The organism is Gordonia sp. G4, assembly GCF_057770005.1.
Window position 1 is genome coordinate 202,369 of sequence record NZ_CM173442.1, and the last position, 24,567, is coordinate 226,935.

Here is a 24,567-nt window from a genome sequence, read left to right on the forward strand (position 1 = left end):
CCATGTGTTCGTTACCGTGGACCAGTGACACCGGACGATGGCAGCGCGGCCGCCCACGCGCACCACGGACGCGGGGGCGAGGCAGGGATGTTGCGGGAACTGCTGGCCGCGGCCGCGGCGGGCGACCGAACCGCATTCTCCACTCTGTACGACCTCACGAGTTCGCGGATCTACGGCCTCGCGTTCCGGGTCGTGCGCGACCGCCAGTACGCCGAGGAGATCGTCCAGGAGGCGTACCTGCAGTACTGGCAGAAGGCTGCCGAGTACCAGCCCGGGCGCGGGTCGGTCATCACCTGGATGATGACCATCGCCCACCGGCGGGCCGTCGATCGTGTGCGCTCCGAGGAGCTGCAACAACAGCGGATGTCGCAGTACGGCGCGGTGTCGGTCGAGACACCGCGGAACATTCCGCTCGAGGTCGTTGTGCAGACCGACGAGGCGCGTACGCTACGAACATGTCTCGGTACGCTCACGGAACTGCAACGGAGCTGCATCGAGATGTCGTACTTCGGAGGCCTGACCTATCCCGAGGTCGCCCGGCACACCGACACCCCCTTACCCACCATCAAGTCTCGGATTCGAGATGGCCTGCGTCGGTTGAGAAATTGCCTGAGGACGCACGAGGACGCCTGAACCCACAATGACCACACCCGATACGACGTCCGGGGACCGCGGGTCCGCCTGGCTCGACGATCACGTCGAGCTCTTCGCGGTCGGCGCGCTGACCCCCGACGAGACGACCCGAGCCGAACAGGAACTAGCCGCCCTGCCTCCGCAGCGGCGCGCGGCCTACGACGTGCAGATCACCGACATCCACGCGGCCATGGCCGGTTTCGCGACGACCTATGCGCTCGACGCGCCGCCCGAACTCCGGGACCGGGTGTTGCATCACGTCTTCGAGGGCGCGCCGCTCAACCCGGACGCCTACATGCCCGCGGGCATCGATCCCGGCCCGCCGAACGCGAGCGGCGCCGCCAGCGACCCGGAACCCGCTGCCGCTCCGGCCGGCACGGACCGATCCGGGGAGACCGACCTCGTGCCACCGCCGCCGATCGAACTGCGGCCCCGCGAATCATCCCGCGGCCAACACCGGGCCGGTGGCACCGCACCGCGTCCGGCACGCGCCACCGCGATCCTGGCGGCGGCGGCCGTGACGGTGGCAGTGGCGCTGGGAGCGGGCGTGCTCATCGGTCGCACCACCGCCCCGGAAACCTCCACCTCGACGACGGCGCTCAGCGACTCCCAGCGCGAGGTGCTCGGAGTGCTCACCGCAGCCGACGCGTCGGTGACCGTCGAACCACTCGCCGACGACCGCGGGACCATCGCGGTGGTGACGTCCGAGTCCGCCGATCAGGCCGTCGCGCTCCTGCGGGATCTGCGCACTCCGATCCCGGCCGACAGCACCTACCAGTTGTGGTTGGTCGGCGGTGGCGACCAACCCGTGCCGGCCGGCCTGATCCCCGGCGACGACACCGCCCCCGTGGTGGTGAACGACGTGGGCGGGTCGAGCGTGCTCGCGGTGACCATCGAACCGGCCGGCGGCTCGCCACAGCCGACGACGCCGATCCTCGCCCAGGTCGCCCTCTAGTCCCGGCGTGATTCGATCCTTCGGGTGACAGTCGTAGCGTTCTGTTCCCCGACGACGATCCATAGACTGAGGAGCCGTTCGGTGCGTCGGCGAACGGGTGCGTCTCGAGAACGAGTGGGTGCGGTGTGAACGGAAACGGTCGTCGACCTCTCGACGGTTGGAAGCTGCTCGCCGGGGTGATGACGGTGTGTGCGGTCATCGCGGGCCTCGCGACCGCGCCCGGGGCGCCGGCTTCCGCGGCACCGCCGTCGGCTCCCGACGGTTCCCGCATCGTCGACTCCTACCGCGACGACGCACAACAGGTGACCCTGCTGGTCCACTCCGCGGCCATGAACCGAACGGTTCCGGTCACCGTTCTCACTCCCCGGGACCGCTCCCGGCCGGCCCCCACCTTCTATCTGCTGAACGGCGCAGGCGGCGGTGAGGACTCCGCGACCTGGGACGCGCGGACCACCTACAAGCGCTACTTCGCCGACAAGCACGCCTACGTCGTCACGCCGATCGGTGGCGCCTACTCGTACTACACCGACTGGCAACGCGACGACCCGGCGCTGGGCCGCAACAAGTGGCAGACCTTCCTCACCAAGGAACTCCCGCCGCTCGTCGACGACGAATTCGACACGACCGGGGTCAACGCGATCGCCGGGATCTCCATGGCGGGGACTTCGGTGCTCAACCTCGCCATCGCGGCCCCCGGGCTGTACCGGTCCGTGGCCGCCTTCAGCGGGTGCGCCCGGACCAGTGATCCCGCCGGGCAGCAGTACATCCGGCTGGTCGTCGAGGACCGGGGCCAGGCGGACATGACCAACATGTGGGGACCTCTCGACGGTCCCGGATGGCGGGCCAACGACCCCTACCTGAACGCGGCGAAACTCCGTGGCAGCAAGGTCTACATGACCACCGGCACGGGAGCGCCGGGAGTTCACGAACAGCTGGCCGACCCGAGCATCGCGGGCGACGGCTTCACACTGGCCAACCAGGCGATCGTGGGCGGCGGGATCGAGGTCGCGATCGACATCTGCACGCGGCAGATGGTCGAGCGCATGCGTTCGCTCGACGTCCCGGTGCACGTCAACTTCCGCCCGGCCGGCACCCACTCATGGGGCTACTGGCAGGACGACCTGTACCAGACCTGGCCGCGGATCGAACGCGACCTGCGATGAGGTCCAGCCGGCGTCCGCGTCACCCGACTCGGCCCATCGGTCGGGAACTCACCACGCGTCGAGGCCCGTGTATCCGTCCTGCAGAGCGCGAGCGAAGAGATGAGTCTTGGTCGGCGCACCCCGTCCGACGGCGGTGTACTTGGCACGGATTCGTGCAAGGTGCGTGCTGACCGTCGACGCCGAGATGAACAGGCGGGCCGCGGCATCCTCCTTGGAGTCGGCGGCGAGCCATGCCAGCAAGACCTCGATCTCGCGGTCGGACAGGCTCGGTCGAGGGATCGCGGCGGCCACCTCCCCGCTCCCCCGGTAGTCCGCCAGACGCGCAACGGGCTTGTGCCCCATCGTGTCCGGCCCATCGGCACGGCGTGGTGCCGGCAGGGCGCCGGTCGCGAAGATCTGTGTGGTCGCCGTCATTGATCCCATCCCCTTTTCGATCAGCGCATCGCTGACGTCCCCCGCGCCGCACGCTCCACGCGTTCTCATCGTTGTCCCACGGTAGGTCGGCCGTGGTGTTGGTCGGTAGACCCAGAACTGGGGACCTCGGCCCGCCCCAACCGATCTCGCATCCGATTCCCCATTCGCTCCCCTCCTCTGTCTTCTGGTCGGCATCCCCGACGTCCGGGCAGTGTCACCGCTCGCGGGCGGTTCGCACTCCGCTCACCGCCGGCGCCCCCGAGAGTCGTCGGAGACCGCTCCGCTGGTCCGTCGGCGCCGCTGCGGCACCGGCAACCAGCCGTCTTCGACCGCACGTTTGAACAGGTCCACCTTGGTGTGCGTGGGCCTCCCCGCATCCGCGTATTTCTGGCGAATCCGCTTGAGGTATTCGTTGACCGTCTCGGCGGACACCCCCAGGGCGGCGCCGACCCGAGCCGAGGTCTCCCCGGATGCGTAGAGCGCCAAGACCTTCTGCAACTGAGGAGACAGGTCCACCGCGGCGAGCTCCGGATCGCCGTCGATGGCTGCGGCCCACTCCGTGGTGAGAACCGCCCTGCCCCGGGCCGCCGACCGGATCGCATCGATGATGACCGACTCGTCGGCCGACTTGAGGACCACGCCGAGCGCTCCGGCCCGAGCCGCCGATCGCAACAGCGCCGGATGCTCTCCGGACGTGTAGACGACAGTGGCGACCCCGGCGGCGGACAAGGTGGTGACATTCTCGCGAGGCGTCGTGCCGTCGTCGAGGCGCAGGTCCAGGAGGACGACGTCGAGGGGCATCCCACCGAGCACACCGTCGACTGTCGAGGCAGCGCAGACCAGCGAGATGTCGGCGATCGGGTCGAGTACGCGCTCTATCCCCCAGATCGGCGATCGATGGTCGTCGACCATCCCGACGCGGACGAGTGACCCGCCATCCTCCGACGGTCCTGTCGTCATCGCGTTCACCCCCTCGGAACCCGTCGGCGCGATCGGCCGCGACAGCTGTGCCTGTCTCACGACGACCCGGTTCTCAGCAAGTACACAGCGTTTTGCGACGTTGTACTCAGCGAACGTATCCGACGAGTCGGACACATTCCCCCGTCGTCGACCTCACCAGCGACGATCTGTCCCAATCTGGAACCGTTTGTGTCCACATTCTTGGGGACATCGCCACCTCGCGACATCCGCGACCGACACGTGCAAGACTAGAACATGTTCTAGAAATCGCGATTCAGGCCCGTCCGCGCCGTCGACCGGTCGTGATCCCACCCCGAGAAGGAGAACAGGTGAGCGCACCTTCGACCCACGACGTACTCGGCACCACGGTGACGATGCCGGTCGAGATCCGGCACGCCCGGTGCTTCGTCGCCGGGTTCACCGCCGACACCGCGGCCGTCACCCGGGCCATCGACGCCCAGTCGGCGCGGCCCGGCATCCTCCGGCCGCTGCGCATCCGGCCCGGTCGCACGATGTGCATGCTCGTGTTCGTCGACTACGTCGACGGCGATCTCGGACCGTACAACGAGTTCGGGGTGTGTTTCCTCGTCGAGGACCCGACCGTTCCGCCCGCCTCACCGGTCCGGGCGCTGCGTTCCCTGCTGAAAGGCGACGCGCGTGCGCTCGTACACCGCCTCCCGGTCGACGGCGAGTTCACCCTGGCCGCCGGCCGAGGCATCTGGGGCTTCCCCAAGACGCTCGCCGAGTTCGACGTCGACCACTCCTCGGCCACGAGACACGGCCGGCTCGTCGCCGATGACGCGCTCATCGCCGACCTGAGCGTGAAGCCGGGGATCAAGGTCCCCGACTCCACCGCCGACACCGTGTTGCACGCCTACTCGCAGCTCGACGGCATCACCCGGATGACACCGTGGCGCCTGACCTCCACCGGCGGAACCCGCACGCGGATCGGCGGTGCGCGCCTGACCCTCGGCGACCACCCGATCGCCGACGAACTGCGGTCGCTGCGGCTCGGCCGACATGCGCTCATGTCCAGCTCGGTGGACCGGATCACGATGCGTTTCGAGGACCCCACGCTCGTCTGACCGGGCCGGCGGCTCCCGTGGACGCGGGTCTGCGGACGCCCGGGCCGCGGTCGCGGACAATGGCCCCATGAGCAATCTGGAAACGGACCCCGTCGAGGTCGAATGCCGCGCCGGGGCCGGCATCGCCTCGGGTTCGGGCCTCCTCCACATGGACGTACTCACCGCCCGCGACGTACCGCTCGGCGGGCCGCGCGCGATGACCGTGCACCGGACGCTGCCGCAGCGGTCCCGGTCGCTGATCGGGGCCTGGTGTTTCATCGACCACTACGGTCCCGACGACGTCGCGAGCAGCGGCGGGATGGACGTTCCGCCGCACCCCCACACCGGACTCCAGACGGTCAGCTGGTTGTTCACCGGGGAGGTCGAGCACCGGGACACGATGGGCAACCACGCGATGGTCCGCCCCGGCGAGATCAACCTGATGACCGCCGGACACGGGATCGCGCACACGGAGGTCTCGACACCCGACACCACGACTCTGCACGGCGTGCAGCTGTGGGTCGCCCTGCCGGCCGACAAGGCCGACACCCCACGCGACTTCGCGCACCACCGGCCCGACGCGCTCGACCTCGGCGGAGTGACCGCCAAGGTCTTCCTCGGACACCTGTTCGGCACGCGCTCGCCGGTGCACACGTTCACGCCGCTGACCGGCGCCCAGCTGGACTTCGCGCCCGGCGCCACGGTCGACATCGACGTCGATCCCACCCACGAACACGGCATCCTGGTCGACACCGGGGCCATACAGGTCGCCGGAACCGATGCGGCACCGCTGTCCCGCACCGAACTGGGCTACCTCGGGCTCGGCGCGCGACGGATCACACTGACCAACGTCGCCGACACCGACGCGCGCGTCGTCTTCCTCGGCGGCGCACCGCTGTCGGAGGACATCGTCATGTGGTGGAACTTCATCGGTCGCACGCACGAGGAGATCGTCGCCTACCGGGACCAGTGGGAAGCCCACAGCGAGCGATTCGGGCAGGTCCACGGTTACGTCGGATCGACCCAGCACCTGCCCGCTCCGCCGCTACCGCATTCGCGTCTGCGCGCCCGGACCAACACACCCGGGCGCGCCACCCCTGAACCGAACAGACCGCAAACCCACCACGGATGCACAAACGCGCTCCCGATTCGGGGGCGCGTCTGTCCATCTGTGGTGGGTTTGTCCACCGGGAGACTCTCAGCCGGCGATCACGCCGTGCCGAGCAGCCTCGCGAAGTTCGCGATTCCCGCGGCCTCGACCGCCTGCTGCCGGCCGCCGGCCGCATCGGATGCGATCGACGGTCCCCGGGCGGGGGCGTCCACCGGACCCGCACCGCCCCGCGGCGTGAGAAGCGACGCGAGTTCGGCTGCGGCGCGGGCGATCCGGTCGTTCAGCGAGGCGGTGTCCCCGCCGGCGCCCGCCCAGTCCGCCGATGCGGCGTAGACACCGGTCGGCAGGACGACGGTGCGCAGGTAGGCGAACAGCGGTCGCAGTGCGTGATCGAGCACCATCGAGTGTCGTGGGCTGCCACCGGTCGCGCCGATCAGCACCGGCTTACCCGCCATCGCATCGATGTCGACGAGATCGAAGAACATCTTGAACAGCCCGCTATAGGAGGCGTTGAACACCGGCGTCGCCACGATCAGGGCGTCCGCGCCCTCGACCGCGTCGAGCGCCGTGCGGGCCCCGCCCGAGGCGAAGCCGACCGTCATCGCCTGGCCGAGGTCCCCGGCGAGGTCACGCAGGTCGACGATCTGGACATCCGCGCGCCCCGGCCCGAGTCGTTCGGTGACCGCCGCGACCATCCGGTCGATGAGCAGTCGCGTCGACGACGGTTCGGACAGGCCCGCGTTCACCGCAACGATCCGCAGTGCGGTCACGACGACACCTCCACACCTTCCTCGACATCCCGGCGCGCGGCGACGAGCGACGCGTGCGTCGGCGCCTCGGGAACGTCGGCGGGGCGACCCTCGGCGAATCCGGCCCGCAGGTCCGGCAACACCTCGCCGAGCAGGTCGAGCTGCTCCAGCACGGTCTTGAGCGGAAGTCCCGCATGGTCGACGAGGAACAACTGACGCTGGTAGTCGCCGAAGGTCTCCCGGAAGGTCAGCGTCTTGTCGACGAACTCGGCCGGGCTGCCGACGGTCAGCGGCGTCTGCGAGGTGAAGTCCTCGAGCGACGGCCCGTGGCCGTACACCGGCGCGTTGTCGAAGTACGGACGGAATTCCCGCACCGCGTCCTGCGACTTCGGCCGGATGAAGAACTGCCCGCCGAGTCCGACGATGGCCTGATGGGCCTTGCCGTGTCCGTAGTGCTCGTACCGTTCGCGATAGAAGTTGATCAACCGCTGGAAGTGCTCATTCGGCCAGAAGATGTTGTTCGCGAAGAAGCCGTCGCCGTAGTAGGCGGCCTGTTCGGCGATCTCGGGACTCCGGATCGAGCCGTGCCAGACGAACGGTGCCACATCGTCGAGCGGACGAGGGGTCGAGGTGAAGGACGTCAGCGGGGTGCGGAACTGTCCCTCCCAGTCGACGACGTGCTCGGTCCACAACCGGTGCAGCAGGTGGTAGTTCTCGATCGCGAGTGGAATGCCCTGCCTGATGTCCTGCCCGAACCACGGGTACACCGGACCGGTGTTGCCGCGCCCGAGCATCAGGTCGACACGCCCGTCGGCGAGGTGCTGCAGCATGGCGAAGTCCTCGGCGATCTTCACCGGGTCGTTGGTGGTGATCAGCGTGGTCGCAGTACTCAGTTGCAGGCGCTGGGTCTGCGCCGCGATGTAGGCGAGGGTCGTGGTGGGCGACGACGAGAAGAACGGCTCGTTGTGGTGCTCGCCGAGTGCGAACACGTCGAGTCCGATGTCCTCGGCCTTCTTCGCGATCTCGACGATCGCCTTGATCCGCTCGTGCTCGGTCGGCGTCGTACCCGTGGTGGGGTCGACGGTGATGTCGCTGACGCTGAAGAGTCCGAACTGCATGTCGCGCCTCCTTGTCGTGGTTACACACACTCTAACCGGACCGCGGTCCGATTAATTCCGGAGGCCGGTGGGTTAGTGTTGGCTTACTGCGGGGAAGCGCCGCGGACCGGCGCCGGGAGCGAAGCGAGCGGGCCGAGAGACGCCAAGAGATACAGCATTCAGGAGAGTCGCATGAAGATCCGGAAGTCCGTCGCTGCCGTCACCCTCGCCGGGGCCGCATTGTTCGTCGTCACCGGTTGTTCGGAGTCCACCGACACCGTCGACGAGGCCACGAGTGCGGTGTCGACGGCCGTCGAGTCCGCTGCCAGCCAGGTCGAGACCGCCGCCAGCTCCGCGGTCGACGAGGTCACCGGGCTCAGCAACGACGACGCGCAGGAAACCCTCCGCCAGGCCATCGATCCGGCCACCTCGTCCGAGGAGCTCGACGACGTCATCGACGTCACCAACCCCGCGACCAAGCCGGCCGCCATGGCGTTCGCGAAGGGTGCGTCCGCGGCGGGGTACACCCCGGACGCGTTCTCGGTCAAAGAGGTCACCGAGGACGGAGACAAGGCCACGGCGACCGTCGCCGTGAAGAGCCCACACTCGCCGGCCCCGGTCGACATCCAGCTCGGCTTCGTGAAGGTCGACGGCGACTGGAAGCTCAGTGGTGACGCCATCCAGCAGCTGATCAGCATGGGTAGCGGCCAGCAAGAGGGCAACTAGACCCCCGGCCCACGTCGCCTCCTCGCCTACACTCGGACGGGTGCGGTTCCGCCCCGGCGCCGGACGGCGAGGAGGTGTACGTGCGTACCGATCATCCCACCCAACCGTTCGCTCCGCCGGTGACCGAACGGCATGAGCGGTGGCCACTGGTCAACGATCTCGACGACACCGAACTCCCGGACGCGACCGAGCCGGAGCCCGAGCGCGTCGTCGTCGCCAGAACTTCTACGCCGGACTCACCGGTCCCGATCAGGATCGACACCGCGGCGGGACCGACCCCGCGGTCGGCGACCCGGGTACAGACCAGGCTTCCCGCACGCGAACATGCCGCGCTACCGCCCGTGGGCGACTTCTGGGACCTGCAGAACGCCGGCTCGGCGTCCCTGGCCGCGATGCCCGTGCCGGCCGGACCGGTTCCGCCCCGCCCGGCGCCCTACCTGACCCGGCCCGTCGGCGGCCGTCCCGTCGCTCCGGCCGCATCGCTGGCGCTGACCACCGGCCTGATCTCGATTCCCCTGACGCTCGTCCTCGGCCTGGGCGCGGTTCTCGGTCTGGTCGCCGTGGTCTCCGGCGCCGTCGCCGTGAGACAGGTCCGTCGCGCCCCCGCGGAGCGCAAGGGAACCGGCCGCGCGATCACCGGCATCGTGACCGGCGCCGGCAGCATGGTCGTCGGCGGCCCGATCTTGCTTCTTGTCCTCTTCCTCGCCGGACTGTAGTCACAAGAACGCCCCCGCCTCGGCTGAGCAGCGCCCGGGCAGATGGACGCCACAGAAACGACGAGACCCGCCGTTCGGCGGGTCTCGTCGTGGTGTCGGTGTGTCGGGGACTAGCTGACTGCGCGCAGCCGCGGCCTGACCGAGGCCACTTCGCCGCGTTCGCGCCCGAGCCAGGCCTGGATCTCGCCGATGACCTGCAGCCTGGCGTCCACCGGGTCGATGTCGGCGAGCGACGGCATGCAGTGCATCAGAGCGGCGTAGAACGCCGAGGTCGGCGACATGCCGTACTCGGCGAGCACGTTTCCGTAGTCTTCGACGCGATCGGCGAGTTCACCATAGGTGAGAGCCTCATCGCCCAGCCGAACTGCTGTCAGGTGGGGCGTGATCGCCCCTCGGTTCTGGATGTCGTCCAGAAGTAGCTGGTCCATGATTACTGCCTTCCCGCCCGTGGAGCGTCGATCGCCGTGTCCGCGCCTCCCCTGACGTTGGCACCGAGCGATCCTTCAACCCAGTGTGCCCTACCTCATTCAAGTAGTAGAACACTGGCTCAACATGTGTGGGATATTCCACAACAATTCCCGTAACTCTGCTGTACTTCGATGTTACGGCTGTGACTGCAGTTGAAACAGGAACCCAGTGGGTTGCTTCGTTACCTGTTATCCACATGCAACTGTCCCGACATTCAAGCTAGTCCGACTTTGCAGATCGCGAGTGTCGAACCCCCGAACCGAGGCTCAGGCGTCGCCGCCCTTGTCCGCCTCCATGGCCTCGATGAGGCTCTTGGGCCGGAGGTCGGTCCAGTTCTGCTCCACATACTCCAGGCACGCCGCCCGGCTGTCCTCGCCGAAGACCTTGGTCCATCCGGCCGGGATGTCCGCGAAGGTCGGCCACAGCGAGTGCTGGTTCTCGTCGTTGACGAGCACGTAGAAGCGGCCGTCCTCGTCGTCGAATGGGTTCGTCATGGGTGTCCTTTCTCCGTTGGCGCGGCGACTGTCGTCACCCGCCTGCATTTGTTGTTGTCGAACGTAATGGCTCTCGGCCGGGACGTCGGCGAGGTCAGGTCGATGATGTCACGCAAATCCCCTCATTCCGGTCCCCGACCGTCCGTGGCGTCGATCCGCGACAGCTGGGCGTCGAGAGTCGGCCCGATGACCGCCAGCGCGTCGGCGTTCGCCATCCCCAGGTGGTGTGTGGCGACGTCGACGTTGTCGATCGCACCGGTCACGAACGGCCGCCAGGCACCGGCCAGCAGGGACGGGTCGTCCTTGTCCTCCGTGGCGGTGAAGACGTGCATGTCGCCTGCGAAGACGTCCGGCCGGTAGTCGAGGACCACCTGGGTGGAGGAATCGAAGCTGTCCATGATGCGCTCCACCTGATCCTCCGCCAGCAGACCCATGCCGGAGATCTGCTGCCGGATGATCGCGGTGACCTCCTCGGAGGTGGACGCCTGCACGTCGTCGCCGAGATCGAAGAGATCCCGCCAGCCGCCCAGGACGTCGACGACCGTCGACGCGTCGGGCTCGATGGTCTCGGCGACGGTGGACCCCGGTGCGGCGCCGGACTCGGCGACCCTGCCGGACGCGTCCTCGTCGGTCGACGGACGCTCGTGACCGACGATCACGGGTTCGTCTTCCGGCCGCGAGTCCATGATCCCCAGGTAGGCGACGCTCTCACCGAGTTCGACGAGGTGGGTGGCCATGGCGTGCGCGATGACACCGCCGACGGACCAGCCGAGCAGGTGGTACGGGCCGCTCGGCTGGACGCGGCGGATCTCCTCGACATAGCGCCGGGCCAACGCGCGTGCGTCGGTCACGCTCGGTTCTCCGGTCACCACGTGCGGGTCCTGCAGCCCGTAGATCGGCCGATCCCGGAGGTGGGGTGCGAGCCCACCGTAGAACCAGGCGAGGCCGCCGGCGGGGTGCACACAGAACAGCGGCGGCCGCGATCCCTCGCCGCGGAGGGTGATCACGACGTCGCTGCTCACCGAGTTGCCGTCGGCCAGTCGTCGGGCCAGCCCACGCACGGTCGGGTCGTTGAACAGCCACGCGAGCTCGATGTCGAAGCCGTTCTGGTCGCGCAGTGCGGCCGCGACGCGAGTGGCCGACAGCGAATTGCCGCCGAGGTCGAAGAAGCTGTCGGTGGCCCCGACCCGCTCGACGCCGAGGATCTCGGCATAGGCGTCGGCGATCGCCTGCTCGACCGGGGTGGCCGGCGCGACGAACTCGACGGTGGCCACCTCGGGTGCGGGCAGCGCCGCGCGGTCGAGCTTGCCGACCGGGGTCAGCGGGAACTCGTCGAGCACCGTGATCGACGCGGGCACCATGTGCGCGGGAAGCTGCGCGGCCAGCAGGTCCCGCAGAGCGTCCACCTGGACGCCGTCCCCGACGACATAGGCGGCCAGGCTCGACGCCACCGAACTCGGTGTCCCCGACGCCCCGACGCCGACGACGACCGCCGAACGCACCTCGGGCGCCGACCGCAGCACCGCCTCGATCTCGCCGAGCTCGATGCGGAGACCGCGGAGCTTCACCTGGTCGTCGCTCCGACCGGAGTACTCGAGCGTGAGCGCGCCCGAGCGCGACTCGCGCCACCGCACGACGTCGCCGGTCCGGTACATCCGGCGTCCGGACCCCGCGTACGGACTGGCGACGAATCGCGAGGCGGTCAGGTCGGGCTTGTCGAGGTAGCCGCGCGAGAGGGCGGGTCCGAGGACGTAGAGTTCCCCGGCCACGCCGACCGGCACCGGTCGCAGGTGTGCGTCGAGCACCAGGAACTCGACGCCGGGCAGCGGGCCGCCGAGGCGGACCGGGTCGCCCGGTGTCGCCGCCTCGCCGACCGCGATCATGATCGTCGTCTCGGTCGGGCCGTAGCCGTTGTGGATGCGGGTGTGCGATGACCACTCGTCCATCACCGACTGCGGAACCGCCTCGCCGCCCGCGGACACCGCCTGCAGGCTCGGCAGCGCAGCCGGGTCGAGCGTGGACAGCACCGACGGGGTGAGGAAGGTCGTGGCGACTTCGTGTCGCTGCATGAACTCCTGCAGCTCCGCACCGCCGACCGCCGTCGACGGGCGGTAGACGAGCGTCCCACCGTTGATCGTCGCGAGGAGGTATTCGAGCACGGAGGCGTCGAAACTCGGGGACGCGAATCCCAGGACGACCGCCCCGTCTTCGGTGCCCATCGCCCGCGACTTCGCGACGGCGAAATTCCGCAGTCCCGAGTGCGACACCGCGACACCCTTGGGGCGACCTGTCGACCCCGAGGTGTAGATGACGTAGGCGACGTTGTCGATGCGGACCGGACCGGCCGGCTCGACCGGCTCCACCGTGACGTCCGAGGTGGCGTCGAGTTCGGCCAGCACCGAGGCGTCGTCGAGCCGGATCCACTCGAAGCCCTCGTCCGGCAGCGCCCCGACGCCGGCGACCGACAGACCCATCCGGGCGCCGGAGTCCTCCACCATGGTCGCCACCCGTTCGGCGGGGTAATCCGGATCGATCGGGACGTAACCTCCGCCGGTCTTGGCGACCGCCCAGATCGCGACCAGAAGGTCGACGGACCGGGGAATCGCCAGTGCCACCAGCGTTTCCGGACCGACCCCACGGCCGATCAGCCAGCGCGCCAGGCGGTTGGACCGGGCGTGCAGCGCGGAGTACGACAACGTCGCGCCGGTGGCGTCGACCACCGCGGTACGACGCCGGTACCGCGTACCGGCCTCGGTGAACAGCTCGCCGAGCAACACGGCGTCGGCCGCCTCGCCACCGTGCACCGGCACCAGGGACTCGGCCTCCCCCGGCAGCAGGATCGGCGCCGCGGCCACCGGAGCGGTCGGGGTCGCCGTGAGCGCGTCGAGCAGGTTGACGAACCGGGCCGTGAACCCGGCGGCAGTCGAGTCCGCGAACAGGTCGGTGGCGTATTGCAGTGCACCCGACCAGCTCTCGCCCGATCCGGCCTTCGCGACCGAGAACAGCAGATCGACCTTCGCCGGCACTTCGCCCGCATCGAGAGCGGTGACCGAGATGCCGCCGAGATCGGCCGACAGCGTCTGTCCGGCCAGCTCGGGCACCACGCTGCGATCCAGGGTGAGCCACACCTGCGTGAGCGGGGCGAAGGCCTCGGAACGGACCGGGTTGAGCCGGTCCACGAGGGTCTCGAACGGGAGGTCGGCGTGCGCGAAGGCGTCGAGGTCGACGCGGCGGACGCGACCGAGTACGTCGGCGAACGTGTCGGCCCCCGAGTGTGCGGTCCGCAGGACGAGGGTGTTCACGAACATTCCGACGAGCGGGTCGAGCACCGCGGCACCCCGGCCGGCGATCGGCGTGCCGATCGCCACGTCGTCGGTCCCCGACAGGTCTGCGAGCAGGATCGCCAGCACCGCGTGCAGCACCATGAACGGGGTGACCCCGAACTCGTCGGCGATGGTGTCGATCCGCGCGGTGACGTCCGCCGGGATCGTGAAGGGCACGCGCGCGCCGCGCTGCGAGGCGACCGCGGGACGAGGCCGGTCGGTCGGCAGTTCGAGCAGGTCCGGCATGCCGGCCAGTTGTGCGGCCCAGTAGTCCAACTGGGCGCCCATCACCGACTCCGCGTCGTCGACGTCGCCGAGGGCGCGGCGCTGCCAGATGGCGTAGTCGGCGTACTGGACGGGCAGCGGCTCGAACCGCGGCGGCGCCCCGGCGGCCCGGGCCAGGTAGGCGGTGGTGAGGTCGGAGACGAGCGGGCCCAGGGATTCGCCGTCGGAGGCCACGTGGTGCAGGACCACCGCGAGGATGTACTCAATTGTCCCGGAGTCATTTCCGACCTCGATCAACCTGGTCCGCACCGGCCAGTCGACGGTCAGGTCGAACCCGGCGGTGACCGCGGAGAGTACGACCTCACCCCCGTCGCGATCGTCGACAGCCGGCACGAACTCGTGGTCGAGGCGACCCGGGATGTCGGAGACCGGGGCGATCGACTGGACCGGCCGGCCACCGGCCTCGGGGTAGGTGGTGCGGAGGATCTCGTGACGCGCGACGACGTCGGCGATCGCCGCGCCGAGTGCCGCGGGATCAAGGGCGCCGGTCAGACGCATCACGGCCGGGATGTTGTAAGCCGCCAGCGTCGGGTCGAACCGGTTGATGAACCACATCCGCTGCTGGGCGTACGACAACGGAATCCGGTCGGGACGCGGGCTCACCGCGACGATCGGCGGGAGTCCGCCGGTACGGTCGCCGAGGCGTTCGGCCAGCAGTCGCGGCGTCGGCGCCTCGAAGACGTCACGCACCGTCACGTCGGCACCGAGGGCGTCACCGATGCGGGCGGCCGCCCGCATCGCCGACAGCGAGTTGCCGCCGATCTCGAAGAAGTTCGTGGTGGCGCCGACGTTCTCCTGCGACATCGACAGCAGTTCGGCGAAGACCGCCGCCACTGTCGTCTCCCGCGCACCGACGAGCGGCACGATCGCGGCGGCGTCGACGGTCGGCGCGGGCAGCTGCTGTCGCACGACCTTGCCCGCGCTGCTGAGCGGCATCTCGTCCAGCAGCATCCACATCCCGGGCCGCATGAACTCCGGAAGCGCTTGCGCCACCGAGTGTTTGACCGTGTCGAGGTCCACCGAGGCCGGCGTCAGGTAGGCCACCAGCTGCTGGCCGGCCGGAGTCTCGACGACGGCGGCCGCGGCGTACACGACCCCCGGCGCCGAGGTGAGGGCCGACTCGATCTCGCCGAGCTCGATCCGCTGGCCGCGCAGCTTCACCTGGAAGTCGGTGCGGCCCTGGTATTCCAGCTCGCCGTCGGCCCGCCAGCGGACCAGGTCACCGGTCCGGTACAGGCGAGAACCCGGCTCGCCGTACGGGTTCGGCACGAAGCGTTCGGCGGTGAGAGCGGGCCGCGAGGTGTATCCGCGTGCCAGCTGGATGCCGCCGAGGTACAGCTCGCCGGTGAATCCCGGTGCCACCGGCCGCAACCGGTGGTCGAGGACCAGCGCGGTGGTGTTCGCGACGGGTCGCCCGATGGAGACCGAGTCGCCCGACACCCGTGCGACGGTCGCGTAGATCGTCGCCTCGGTCGGCCCGTACTGGTTGTGGATCGGGGCATGCGGGATCAGCTCGCGCACGGTCTCGGCGACGCTCTGCGGGAGCGCCTCGCCACCCGTGTGCAGGAACCGCAGCCGTGAGAGCCCCCGCAGCTGTTCGGGATCGGCGACCTCGGTCAGTACCGCGAGCATCGAGGGCACCAGCGTCGCCGACGTCACGCCGAAGTCGGCGAGATACCGCAGTACGGTGACCGGATCCCGGTGCGCACCCGGCTCCATGACCACGAGACGGCCTCCGGACAGCAGCGGGCGCAGGATCTCGCCGACCGACGGATCGAAGGTCAGCTCCAACACCTGCAGGAACACGTCGTCGGGCCCGAAATCGTAGGCGCCGCGGTCGTAGTCGAGGTGTGCGCGCAGCGTCTCGTGGCTCACCGTGACGCCCTTGGGCCGACCGGTCGAGCCCGAGGTGAAGATGGTGTAGGCCGGATTCGCCCCGTCGACCGCCGAGGCGCGTTCGGCGGAGCCGAAGAGCGGTGCCGACCCGTCCGTGTCGTCGTCGACGGTCACCACGGGCACACCGGGGTCGAGCGCCTCGATACCCACCGGGGTCTGTCCCGGACCGATCAGGACCGCCGCGACATCGGCGGTACGCGCCAGGTAGTCGATGCGGTCGGCCGGTGCGGCGGGGTCCATCGGCACGAACTGCCCACCGGCGACGAGGATCGCGTGGACGGCGACGATCATCTCCACCGACCGCGGGATGCAGACCCCGACCGCGACCTCCGGGCCGACCCCGAGACCGACCAGCCGCCGGGCGAGAACGCTCACCCGGCTTCCCAATTCGGCGTAGGTCGACTCCCCGGCCGGACCCACCACCGCGATCGCATCGGGTGACGCGGCGACGCGCTCGAGGAGGAGATCGGCGACATGCGAACCGGCCGGACTCAGTTCCGGGCCGGTCGACCAGGTGTCGAGGCGGGCCTCGTCGTCCGCCGACATCGGCGGGATGTCGGCGATACGCGTCTGCGCATCGTCGGCGATCGTCCGCAGGATCCGCACGAGGGACCGCGCGAAGACGGCGACCTGGTCGTCGGCGAAGGCGTCGGGCAGGTAGGTCAGTCGGACCGCGATACCCGATGCGGTCGGTGAGGTCGCCAGGTTGAGGGGATAGTGCGTGGCGTCGGAGACCTCGACGTCCCGGATCGACAGCCCCACCGCGGCGCTGGCGGCGCCGTCGGCCAGGGAGTCGTTGTCCACGGGATAGGACTCGTGCACGGTCAGGGTGTCGAACAGCTGCGGACGCCCGACGGCGGTGAGGATCTCGGGCAGGCCGATGTGCTGATGATCGAGGACGGCGGTCTTGTCCGACTGCAGCCGGCCGAGGACCTCCGCGATCGTGGCGTCCGGATCGACGTCGACGACGGCGGGCAGGGTGTTGATGAACAGGCCGACCATCGACTCGACGCCGTCGAGTCCGGCGGGACGCCCGGAGACGGTCTCGCCGAAGGTGACCACCCGATTGTCGGTGAGCCGGGACAGCAGTACCGCCCACGCGAGCTGGAGTGCCGTGGCCATGGTCGACCCCGACTGACGCGCCGTGCGCTCGAGCCCCGAGACCAGCTCGGGTTCGAGGACCCAGCGGTGTTCGCGCGGCAGATGCGCTGCCGCGGTGTCGTTTCCGTCGTCCTCGACGGAGGCAGCGGTGAGGCCGGGGGCGACCAGGGTGGGCTCGTCGACCGGCTCGAGGATCCGTGTCCACGCGGCGAGACCGGCGCCGAGATCGGCATCGGCGATGCGCGCGAGGTAGTCCGCGAAGTCGGTGCGCTCGCCCGTTCCCCGACCGGTGAAGGGGCTGCCGGTGGCGTACAACGCGAGCAGGTCGGCCAGCACGAGCGGACCCGACCAGCCGTCGAAGAGGATGTGGTGGTTGGTGATGACCACGCTGGTCCCCTGCGCGTGCCGCACGACCACCGCACGCAACAGCGGCGGATCGGCGAGGTCGAACGGCTCGGTCCGCTCGGCCGCCGAGACTTCGTGGACGGCGGCCCGGAGAGCTTCGGCGTCGGTGGCGGGCACGTCGATCACGCGCCAGCGCAACGGCACCGTTTCGGGCACGACGGTCACCACGTGCCCGCTGGGCACGCGCACGAAGCCCGACTTCAGGGCGCGGTGGTGATCGAGCAGTGCGACCACGGCGGTTCGCAGCCGCTCGAGGTCGACGTCCCCGTCGAGGTGCAGGACCGCTTGGGTCACATACACATCGAGCTGGTCGGTACCGGCGAGTTGCGACTGGAAGTAGAGTCCGCGCTGCAGTGGCGACAGGGCCCAGACCGCAGCGCCGGGGAATCGCTCCGCCACCGTGTCGAGGTCGTGCTGCGTCACCTCGGCACCCGGGACATCCGCCGGTGAGAGACCGACGTCGACGCCGTCGGCGACGAGGCGGACGATGTCGGCGAGTTCGGCCGTCCACCGTTGCGCGATGTCGCCGACGTCTGCCGGCGACAGGATCGCCGCGGGGAACTGCAGATCCGCGGAGAGCACTCGCCCGGCCGGGGACGCGCCGGTGCTCGCGTTGACCGTCAGCACGCTCATCGCGGCCACCCCGTCGGACACGGTGGCGGGCAGGAACGGTGCGTCGGGTGCGGGCAGGAACGGCGTGCCGGGCGCTGCGGCCACGTCGGGCGTCGTCGGCGACTCGCTCCGTCCGGTCGTGCCGCGGGTTCCGAGGTAGTTGAACGCGATCGTCGGCAGCGGACGCGAATGCAGTTGTGCGGCCGCATCATCGGTGGTGTCATCGCCGGCGGCGTACCGCAGGAGGCCATAGCCGATGCCGGAGTCGGGCATGCCGAGGCGTTCTTCCTTGGCCGCCTTGACCGCGTGGACGACGTCGTCGGCGGGATCGATGGCGAGCGGGGCGAGCGAGGTGAACCAGCCGACCGTGCGCGACAGGTCCGCGCGACGCGGCTCGGGGCCGGCCAGCAGGACGTCCTCGTATCGACCGTGCCCCTCGGTGAGCACGGTGACGGGTGCGGTGTCGGCGATACCGCGATCGCGCTGCCAGGAGCGGACCGCGCGGGCCAGCGTGGCGAGCAGGACGTCGACCACCGACGACGAGAATGCTTCGGGCACGGTCGTGGTCAACGGATCGACGATCGCCGGATCGACGCGGTGGACGATCGAGGTCAGGGTGCCGTACCGATCGCGGTCGGGCTCGAGCGCCGCACCGAAGTCGGTGGGGGCGACCGGCGAGCGGTCCAGCCAGTACCCGGCTTCGGCCCGGCGGGCGCCGAGCTGCGAGGTGAGGGCCCGTTGCCAGGCACGTTGCGAGGTCTCCTCGGCACGCACCGCCACCGGTTGCCCGGCGGTCAGTTGCGCGTGGACGGTGAGCAGATCCTCGATCAGGATCGGCCACGACACCGCGTCGACGCCGAGGTGGTGGAGTACGAGCACGATTCGTGCGGGTCGGCTCGACTCCGCGTGGTCGGAGTCCGCGGGTGCGGCGCCGGTGACGATCGTGGCGGCGACGAGTCGCCCGGCGGCCGGGTCGAGGCGCCGGGCCGCCTCGGCATGCGCCTCGACCAGTGCCTCGGCGAACCCGGGCTCGCCGGCGGCCGCGCCGGTGGTGGACGCGACGATCGAGGCGTCGGCGTCGAACGGCGTTCCGGCGGTGAGGATCCAGGTGTCACCGACGGACTCCAGGCGTGCACCGAGCATCGGATGTGCGGCCACGACCGCCCCGAGCACCTCGCCGAGATGCTCGACGGTTAGTCCCGGGGGCGCGGTGAGCACCATCGACTGGTTGAAGTCGGCGAAGTCGGCCGGTGTCCGCGCGGCGTCGACGAGCCAGGAGACGATCGGCGGGAGGTCGACCCGTCCAGCGGGTTCCCCGGCGGGCTCGGCCAGCATCGGGGCTCGGTCCCCGCCCGCCGACGCAACGCGCGCCATCGCGCGGATGGTCTTCTGTTCGAAGATCTCTCGAGGCGACAGAGGCAATCCGGCCGCCTTCGCGGCGGAGGCCAGCTGGATGGACATGATCGAGTCGCCGCCGAGCGCGAAGAAGGACTCGGTCACCGAGACGGTGTCGAGGCCCAGCAGTCCCGCGACGATCGCGGCGAGGGTCTCCTCGGCGGTCGTCGCCGGTGCGACGTACCCGTCGGCGGGTGTGGTGAACTCGGGCACCGGCAGCGCGCGCCGGTCGAGCTTGCCGCCCGGGGTCACGGGCAGCTCGTCGAGCACCATCGCGGAGTGCGGGATCATGTGTCCGGCAAGGCGGTCCGACGCCCCGGCGAGGACCGCGTCGGCATCGAGGCGCCCGTCGCCCGCGGTGTCGTCGCCCACGAGATAGGCGACGAGACGTGTGCGCCCGTGTTCGTCGTCGACGCCGGTCACGACCACCGAGCCGACGCCCGGCTGATCGCCGAGAACGGACTCGATCTCGCCGAGTTCGACTCGCTGCCCGTTGATCTTGACCTGATGATCGGCGCGTCCGGCGAACTCGATCTCGCCGGCCGCGGTGATCCGCACCAGATCGCCGGTGGCGTACATCCGCCGGCCCGGCTCGCGGGCGAACGGGTCGGCCACGAAGGACGATGCGGTGAGGCCGGGCCGGCCGAGGTAACCGCGCGCCAGCGAGTCGCCGGTCGACAGGTAGAGCTCACCCACCACACCCTGTGGGACCGGATGCAGACGGCCGTCGAGGACATAGGCGGCGAAGCCGCGGACCGGTCGCCCGATGGTCACCGGCGCGCCGGGCTCGGATCGTCCGGTGGTCGCCCAGACGGTGGCCTCCGACGGCCCGTAGAAGTTGAACATCCGGCGCGTGGATTCCGGTGTGGCCCACCGTGCTATCAGCTCGGGCGGGCATGCCTCGCCCCCGGTGACGAGGTTCCGGACGAAGCGGCCCCGCCGCGGGTCGACGGTCGCCAGCACGGTGGGGGTGATGAGGGTGTCGGTGACCCGGTCACGTTCGAGGATGCGCCCGAGTGCGTCGCCGGCGTATTCCGAGGCAGGTGCGACGACGAGGGTGTGCCCGACCGCGATCGACCACATCATCTCCAGCACCGACGCGTCGAAGCTCGGTGAGGCGACGTGGAGGACACGGGTGTCGGGGGCCTGCGCGGGTGTCCCGGTGACCTCGGTCAGCGCGGCGACGAAATTCGCGATGCCGCGGTGGGGCACGCCGACGGCCTTCGGGCGGCCGGTGGAGCCGGAGGTGTAGACGAGGTAGGCCAGGTCGTCGAGTCGCACCGGCCCGCGACGTTCGGCGTCGGTGACAGGTCCGCCCGGGACGGCCGGGTCGTCGAGCGAGGCGAGTTCGAGCCATTCGCAGGATGATTCGCCCAGCCGGCTCCGCGTCGACGCGTCGGTGAGACCGAGCCGGACACCGGAATCGGACACCATGAACGCGATGCGATCGCTCGGGTAGGCGGGGTCGATCGGCACGTAGGCGGCACCCGCCTTGATCACACCGAACACCGCGACCACCGATCCGATGGATCGCTCGAGTCCGGCGGCCACCACGTCACCGGGGCCGACTCCACGCGAGATCAGCTGTCGCGCCAGGCGATTGGTGCGCTCTTCGAACTCCGCGTAGGAGACCTCCGCACCGTCGTGGACCAGCGCCGGACGGTGGGGGTCGAGGTCCCGCCGCGAGAGGAGCTCGGTGAGGGTCAGCGGTTCGGTCACCCCACCGTCCGCGGCGGGCACGGCCTCGCCGACGGAGTTCCGGCTCGGTGCGCTGAGCGTGGCGGCGTCGATGCCGACGATGTCGATGTCACCGATGGGCAGCGCGGGACCGGTCGCCATCGCGGCGATCACCTGCAGCCAGACCTCGGTGAAACGGCGGATGGTCGCGGCGTCGAACAACGAGGTCGCATACAGGAAGTCGGCCCTCATCGGCGACGATCCGGTGCGTTCGGACACCGAGACCGTGAGGTCGAACTTGGCGATCGGTGAGGCGACCCCGAGCGGCTCGGCACTCAGACCCGACAGCTCCACCCGGTCGATCTCCTCCGGCCGTCCGCCGGCGGCGACGAGGGTGTAGGCGATCTGCACCAGCGGCGGGTAGGCCGTGGACCGCTCCGGCGCGAGTTCCTCGATCAGATCGTCGAACTGCACATCGGCGTGCGCGAAGGCATCCAGGTCTGCGGCGCGGATCGTGGCGATGAGATCGTCCGTCGTCGACGCCGGGTCGACGGCCGTGCGCAGCACGAGCGTGTTGACGAACATGCCGACGAGGTCGTGGAGCGCGGCGTCGGGACGGCCCGCGATCGGGGTACCGATCACGACGTCCCGGGTCGAGGCGAGCCGGGCGACGGTGACGGCGAGCGCGGCGTGCAGAACCATGAAGAGCGTGACGTCGCGGCTGCGCGCGAGGTCGTCCAGGGCGGTGGCGAGTGCGTCGTCCACGGTCACCGACTCGACCGCCGCCGCGGTGTCGAGGACGGCCGGTCGCGGGCGATCCATCGGCAGATCGGTCACCGCGGGGAGGTCCGCGAGGACGGTGCGCCAGTGTGCGAGCTGACGACCCATCGGCGTGCCCGGATCGTCGGCGGCGCCGAGGTATTCGCGTTGCCACAGGGCGAAGTCCGCGTACTGGACCGCGGGCGCGGCGACCGCTGGCGCGCCGTTCGTTCGGTGCAGGTACGCGCCCAGCAGGTCGCGCACGAACACCGGGGTCGACTCACCGTCGAAGGCGATGTGGTGCACGGTGACCACCACGTCCACCACGGTCTCGTCCCGACGCAGGTACCGGACCCGGAGCGGTGGGTCGGTGGCGACGTCGAAGCCGGTCGTCGCCGAGACGAACAGATCCTCTTCGGTGTCCGCCGCCCGCCAGTCGAGGCGTGCGCGGGCCGTGTCGGGATCGGTGACGAGCTGGAGCGGGCCGTGCTCGTCACTGGGATAGGTGGTGCGCAGGATCTCGTGGTTGGCGACCACGTCACCGACCGCGGCCTCGAGCGCGTCGAGATCCAGGGTTCCGGTCAGACGCAACGCCATCGGGATGTTGTAGGCGGGAGAGGCGGTGTCGAACTGGTTGATGAACCACATCCGACTCTGCGCCGTCGACAACGGCAGCCGCGCGGGTCGCGGCATGGCGGCGACGCGCGGGACGCTCCGCCCGCGCCCGGACACCAGGCCGGCCAGATCCCGCACCGACGGGGCGTCGAACAGGTCGCCCACCGACACGTCGACGTCGAGCAGGTCGGCCACGCGCGCCGCCACCCGGGCCGCGGACAGCGAGTTGCCGCCGAGGTCGAAGAACGACTGCGTCACGCTGACGCGATCGACGCCCAGCACATCGGCGACGATGGCCGCGATCGAGGTCTCGGCGTCGGACTCGGGCGCCGCGAACTCCTCGACGGTGAGTTCGGGGACCGGCAGCTGCCGGCGGGCGACCTTGCCCGCGCTGTTCAGCGGCAGATGCTCCATCGTCATCCACACCGTGGGCCGCATGTAGGCCGGCAGCGCCTGCGCGACAACCGATTTCACCGCATCGACGTCGACTGATGCGGGCGAGACATAGGCGACGAGATGGGATTGTCCGGAGACCTTCGCCACGGTGGCGGCCGCATGCAGGACGCCCGGAGCCGACATGAGGACGGACTCGACCTCCCCCAGCTCGAGTCGCTGTCCGCGCAGTTTCACCTGGAAGTCCGTACGGCCCAGGTACTCCAGCTGCCCGCGCGCATTCCAGCGCACGAGGTCGCCGGTGCGGTACAGACGCTCTCCGGGTTCGCCGAAACCGTCGGCGCTTCCCGCCGCATCCCCGCGTGCGGGAGCCGCGAAGGGGCTGGCGACGAAGCGTTCGGCGGTCAGCGCGGGTTGTGAGGCGTAGCCGCGCGCGAGTTGCACTCCCCCGAGGTACAGCTCGCCGGGCACGCCCGAGGGCACGAGCTGCAGCCGCGAGTCGAGGACGAAGGTCGTGGTGCTCGGGACCGGGACGCCGATCGGCACCGACGTCTCCCCCGCCCGCACCTGATGGGCGGTCACGTCCACGGCCGCCTCGGTGGGGCCGTACAGGTTGTGGACCTCGTTGTGCGGCAGCGCCGCCACCAGCGCCTGCGCCACCGGGGCGGTCAGCGCCTCACCGGAGGTGAACGTCAACCGCAGGGACGACAGATCGCTCACGCGGTCGCCGAGTACGTCCAGGAAGACCGACAGCATCGACGGCACGAAGTGGATGACCGACACCTTCTCGGCCGTGATCACCTCCGCCAGATATCGCGGATCACCGTGACGTTCGGGTTCGGCCACCACCAGGGTGGCCCCGACCGCGAACGGCAGGAACAACTCCCACACCGACACGTCGAACGTCACCGGCGTCTTCTGCACGAAGACATCGGAATCCTTGATCGAGTACCAGTCCCGCATCCATTCCAGGCGATTCACGATCGCCGAATGCGACACGGTGACACCCTTCGGCCGACCGGTCGACCCCGAGGTGAACAGCGTGTAGGCGGCGTCGGCGGACTGTAGTGGCGCGCGACGTTCGTCGTCGGTCACCGGTGGGGTGGCGAGGTCGATCTCGGTGGTCGTGTCGACCACGACCGCGGTGACATCGGCCGGCAACTCGACAGCCGAGTCGGCGGTGACGAGGGCCAACCGTGCGCCCGCGGTCTCGAGCATGTACCGGGTGCGGTCGTGCGGCGCGTCGATGTCGAGCGGCACATAGTGACCGCCGGCGGCGACGACGCCGTGAACGGCGACGAGCAGCTCGACCGAACGCGGGATGGCGACCGCCACGGCGACGTCGGGTCCGACACCGATCGAGATCAGATGACGTGCCAGTGAGTCGACCCGCGCCCCGAACTCGGCGTAGCTGACGCGACGCGAACCGAACACGATGGCCGGTACGTCGGACCTCGTCGCCACATGCACCACATCGGTCACCGTTGGGCCTCCATCTCGCCTCGTCGCCTGCCGTCTCGTCCTGCGTTCCCCATTCCCCCCGAGTGTTCTGTTCG

13 protein-coding genes and 1 pseudogene are annotated in these 24,567 nt (G+C 69.9%); 7 read left to right on the top strand and 7 right to left on the bottom strand.

What is annotated here, in order from left to right:
* Positions 1-24 precede the first annotated feature (24 nt).
* The 3 genes from sigK to AC3B5T_RS00915 all read left to right on the top strand — a co-directional run bounded on the left by sigK (position 25) and on the right by AC3B5T_RS00915 (position 2,751).
* Positions 25-633, top strand: a complete 609-nt coding sequence (gene sigK, locus AC3B5T_RS00905) for an ECF RNA polymerase sigma factor SigK (protein WP_010842244.1) — start codon at positions 25-27, stop codon at positions 631-633.
* Positions 634-640: 7 nt separating this feature from the next.
* Complete coding sequence (locus AC3B5T_RS00910) at positions 641-1,588, top strand: anti-sigma factor (RefSeq protein WP_055475153.1); 948 nt, start codon at positions 641-643, stop codon at positions 1,586-1,588.
* Positions 1,589-1,713: 125 nt separating this feature from the next.
* The gene (locus AC3B5T_RS00915; RefSeq protein WP_084817217.1) at positions 1,714-2,751 is read left to right on the top strand and encodes an alpha/beta hydrolase; all 1,038 of its coding nucleotides are present in this window, start codon (positions 1,714-1,716) and stop codon (positions 2,749-2,751) included.
* A 48-nt stretch (positions 2,752-2,799) separates the two neighbouring features.
* On the opposite strand, the gene AC3B5T_RS00920 is transcribed toward AC3B5T_RS00915, so the two are convergent.
* Together AC3B5T_RS00920 and AC3B5T_RS00925 are read right to left on the bottom strand one after the other, a co-directional pair.
* Complete coding sequence (locus tag AC3B5T_RS00920) at positions 2,800-3,165, bottom strand: response regulator transcription factor (RefSeq protein ID WP_010842247.1); 366 nt, start codon at positions 3,163-3,165, stop codon at positions 2,800-2,802.
* A gap of 243 nt (positions 3,166-3,408) precedes the next feature.
* Positions 3,409-4,125 carry a DNA-binding response regulator gene (locus AC3B5T_RS00925; RefSeq protein WP_035717194.1) on the bottom strand — a complete coding sequence of 239 codons (717 nt, stop codon included), beginning with the start codon at positions 4,123-4,125 and terminating at the stop codon, positions 3,409-3,411.
* A gap of 329 nt (positions 4,126-4,454) precedes the next feature.
* On the opposite strand from AC3B5T_RS00925, the gene AC3B5T_RS00930 reads away from it, so the two are divergent.
* Complete coding sequence (locus AC3B5T_RS00930; protein WP_010842249.1) at positions 4,455-5,210, top strand: acetoacetate decarboxylase family protein; 756 nt, start codon at positions 4,455-4,457, stop codon at positions 5,208-5,210.
* Positions 5,211-5,277: 67 nt separating this feature from the next.
* Positions 5,278-6,282 (top strand): annotated as a pseudogene (locus AC3B5T_RS00935) (pirin family protein); the annotation flags it as partial.
* A gap of 116 nt (positions 6,283-6,398) precedes the next feature.
* Here AC3B5T_RS00935 and AC3B5T_RS00940 read toward each other — a convergent pair.
* Both AC3B5T_RS00940 and AC3B5T_RS00945 read right to left on the bottom strand, forming a co-directional pair.
* Positions 6,399-7,070, bottom strand: a complete 672-nt coding sequence (locus tag AC3B5T_RS00940) for a CE1759 family FMN reductase (RefSeq protein WP_010842251.1) — start codon at positions 7,068-7,070, stop codon at positions 6,399-6,401.
* Positions 7,067-8,167, bottom strand: a complete 1,101-nt coding sequence (locus AC3B5T_RS00945) for an LLM class flavin-dependent oxidoreductase (RefSeq protein ID WP_055475152.1) — start codon at positions 8,165-8,167, stop codon at positions 7,067-7,069. Before AC3B5T_RS00945 ends, AC3B5T_RS00940 begins: the two co-directional genes overlap by 4 nt.
* Before the next feature lie 171 nt (positions 8,168-8,338).
* On the opposite strand from AC3B5T_RS00945, the gene AC3B5T_RS00950 reads away from it, so the two are divergent.
* Both AC3B5T_RS00950 and AC3B5T_RS00955 read left to right on the top strand, forming a co-directional pair.
* On the top strand, positions 8,339-8,872 hold the full coding sequence (locus AC3B5T_RS00950; RefSeq protein WP_010842253.1) for an MTB12 C-terminal domain-containing protein: 534 nt from the start codon (positions 8,339-8,341) through the stop codon (positions 8,870-8,872).
* Between the two features lie 80 nt (positions 8,873-8,952).
* Positions 8,953-9,588, top strand: coding sequence for a hypothetical protein (locus AC3B5T_RS00955; protein ID WP_010842254.1), 636 nt, complete (start codon positions 8,953-8,955; stop codon positions 9,586-9,588).
* 110 nt (positions 9,589-9,698) lie between these two features.
* Here the strand turns inward: AC3B5T_RS00955 and AC3B5T_RS00960 are convergent, their stop codons facing one another.
* The 3 genes from AC3B5T_RS00960 to AC3B5T_RS00970 form a co-directional block, all read right to left on the bottom strand.
* Positions 9,699-10,016, bottom strand: a complete 318-nt coding sequence (locus AC3B5T_RS00960) for a hypothetical protein (protein ID WP_010842255.1) — start codon at positions 10,014-10,016, stop codon at positions 9,699-9,701.
* Between the two features lie 306 nt (positions 10,017-10,322).
* Positions 10,323-10,550 (bottom strand): MbtH family protein, encoded by a 228-nt coding sequence (locus AC3B5T_RS00965; protein ID WP_010842256.1) that lies wholly within the window; start codon positions 10,548-10,550, stop codon positions 10,323-10,325.
* Between the two features lie 122 nt (positions 10,551-10,672).
* Positions 10,673-24,493: a non-ribosomal peptide synthetase gene (locus AC3B5T_RS00970; RefSeq protein ID WP_488358112.1), complete on the bottom strand. Its 13,821-nt coding sequence runs from the start codon at positions 24,491-24,493 to the stop codon at positions 10,673-10,675.
* Positions 24,494-24,567: the final 74 nt, after the last annotated feature.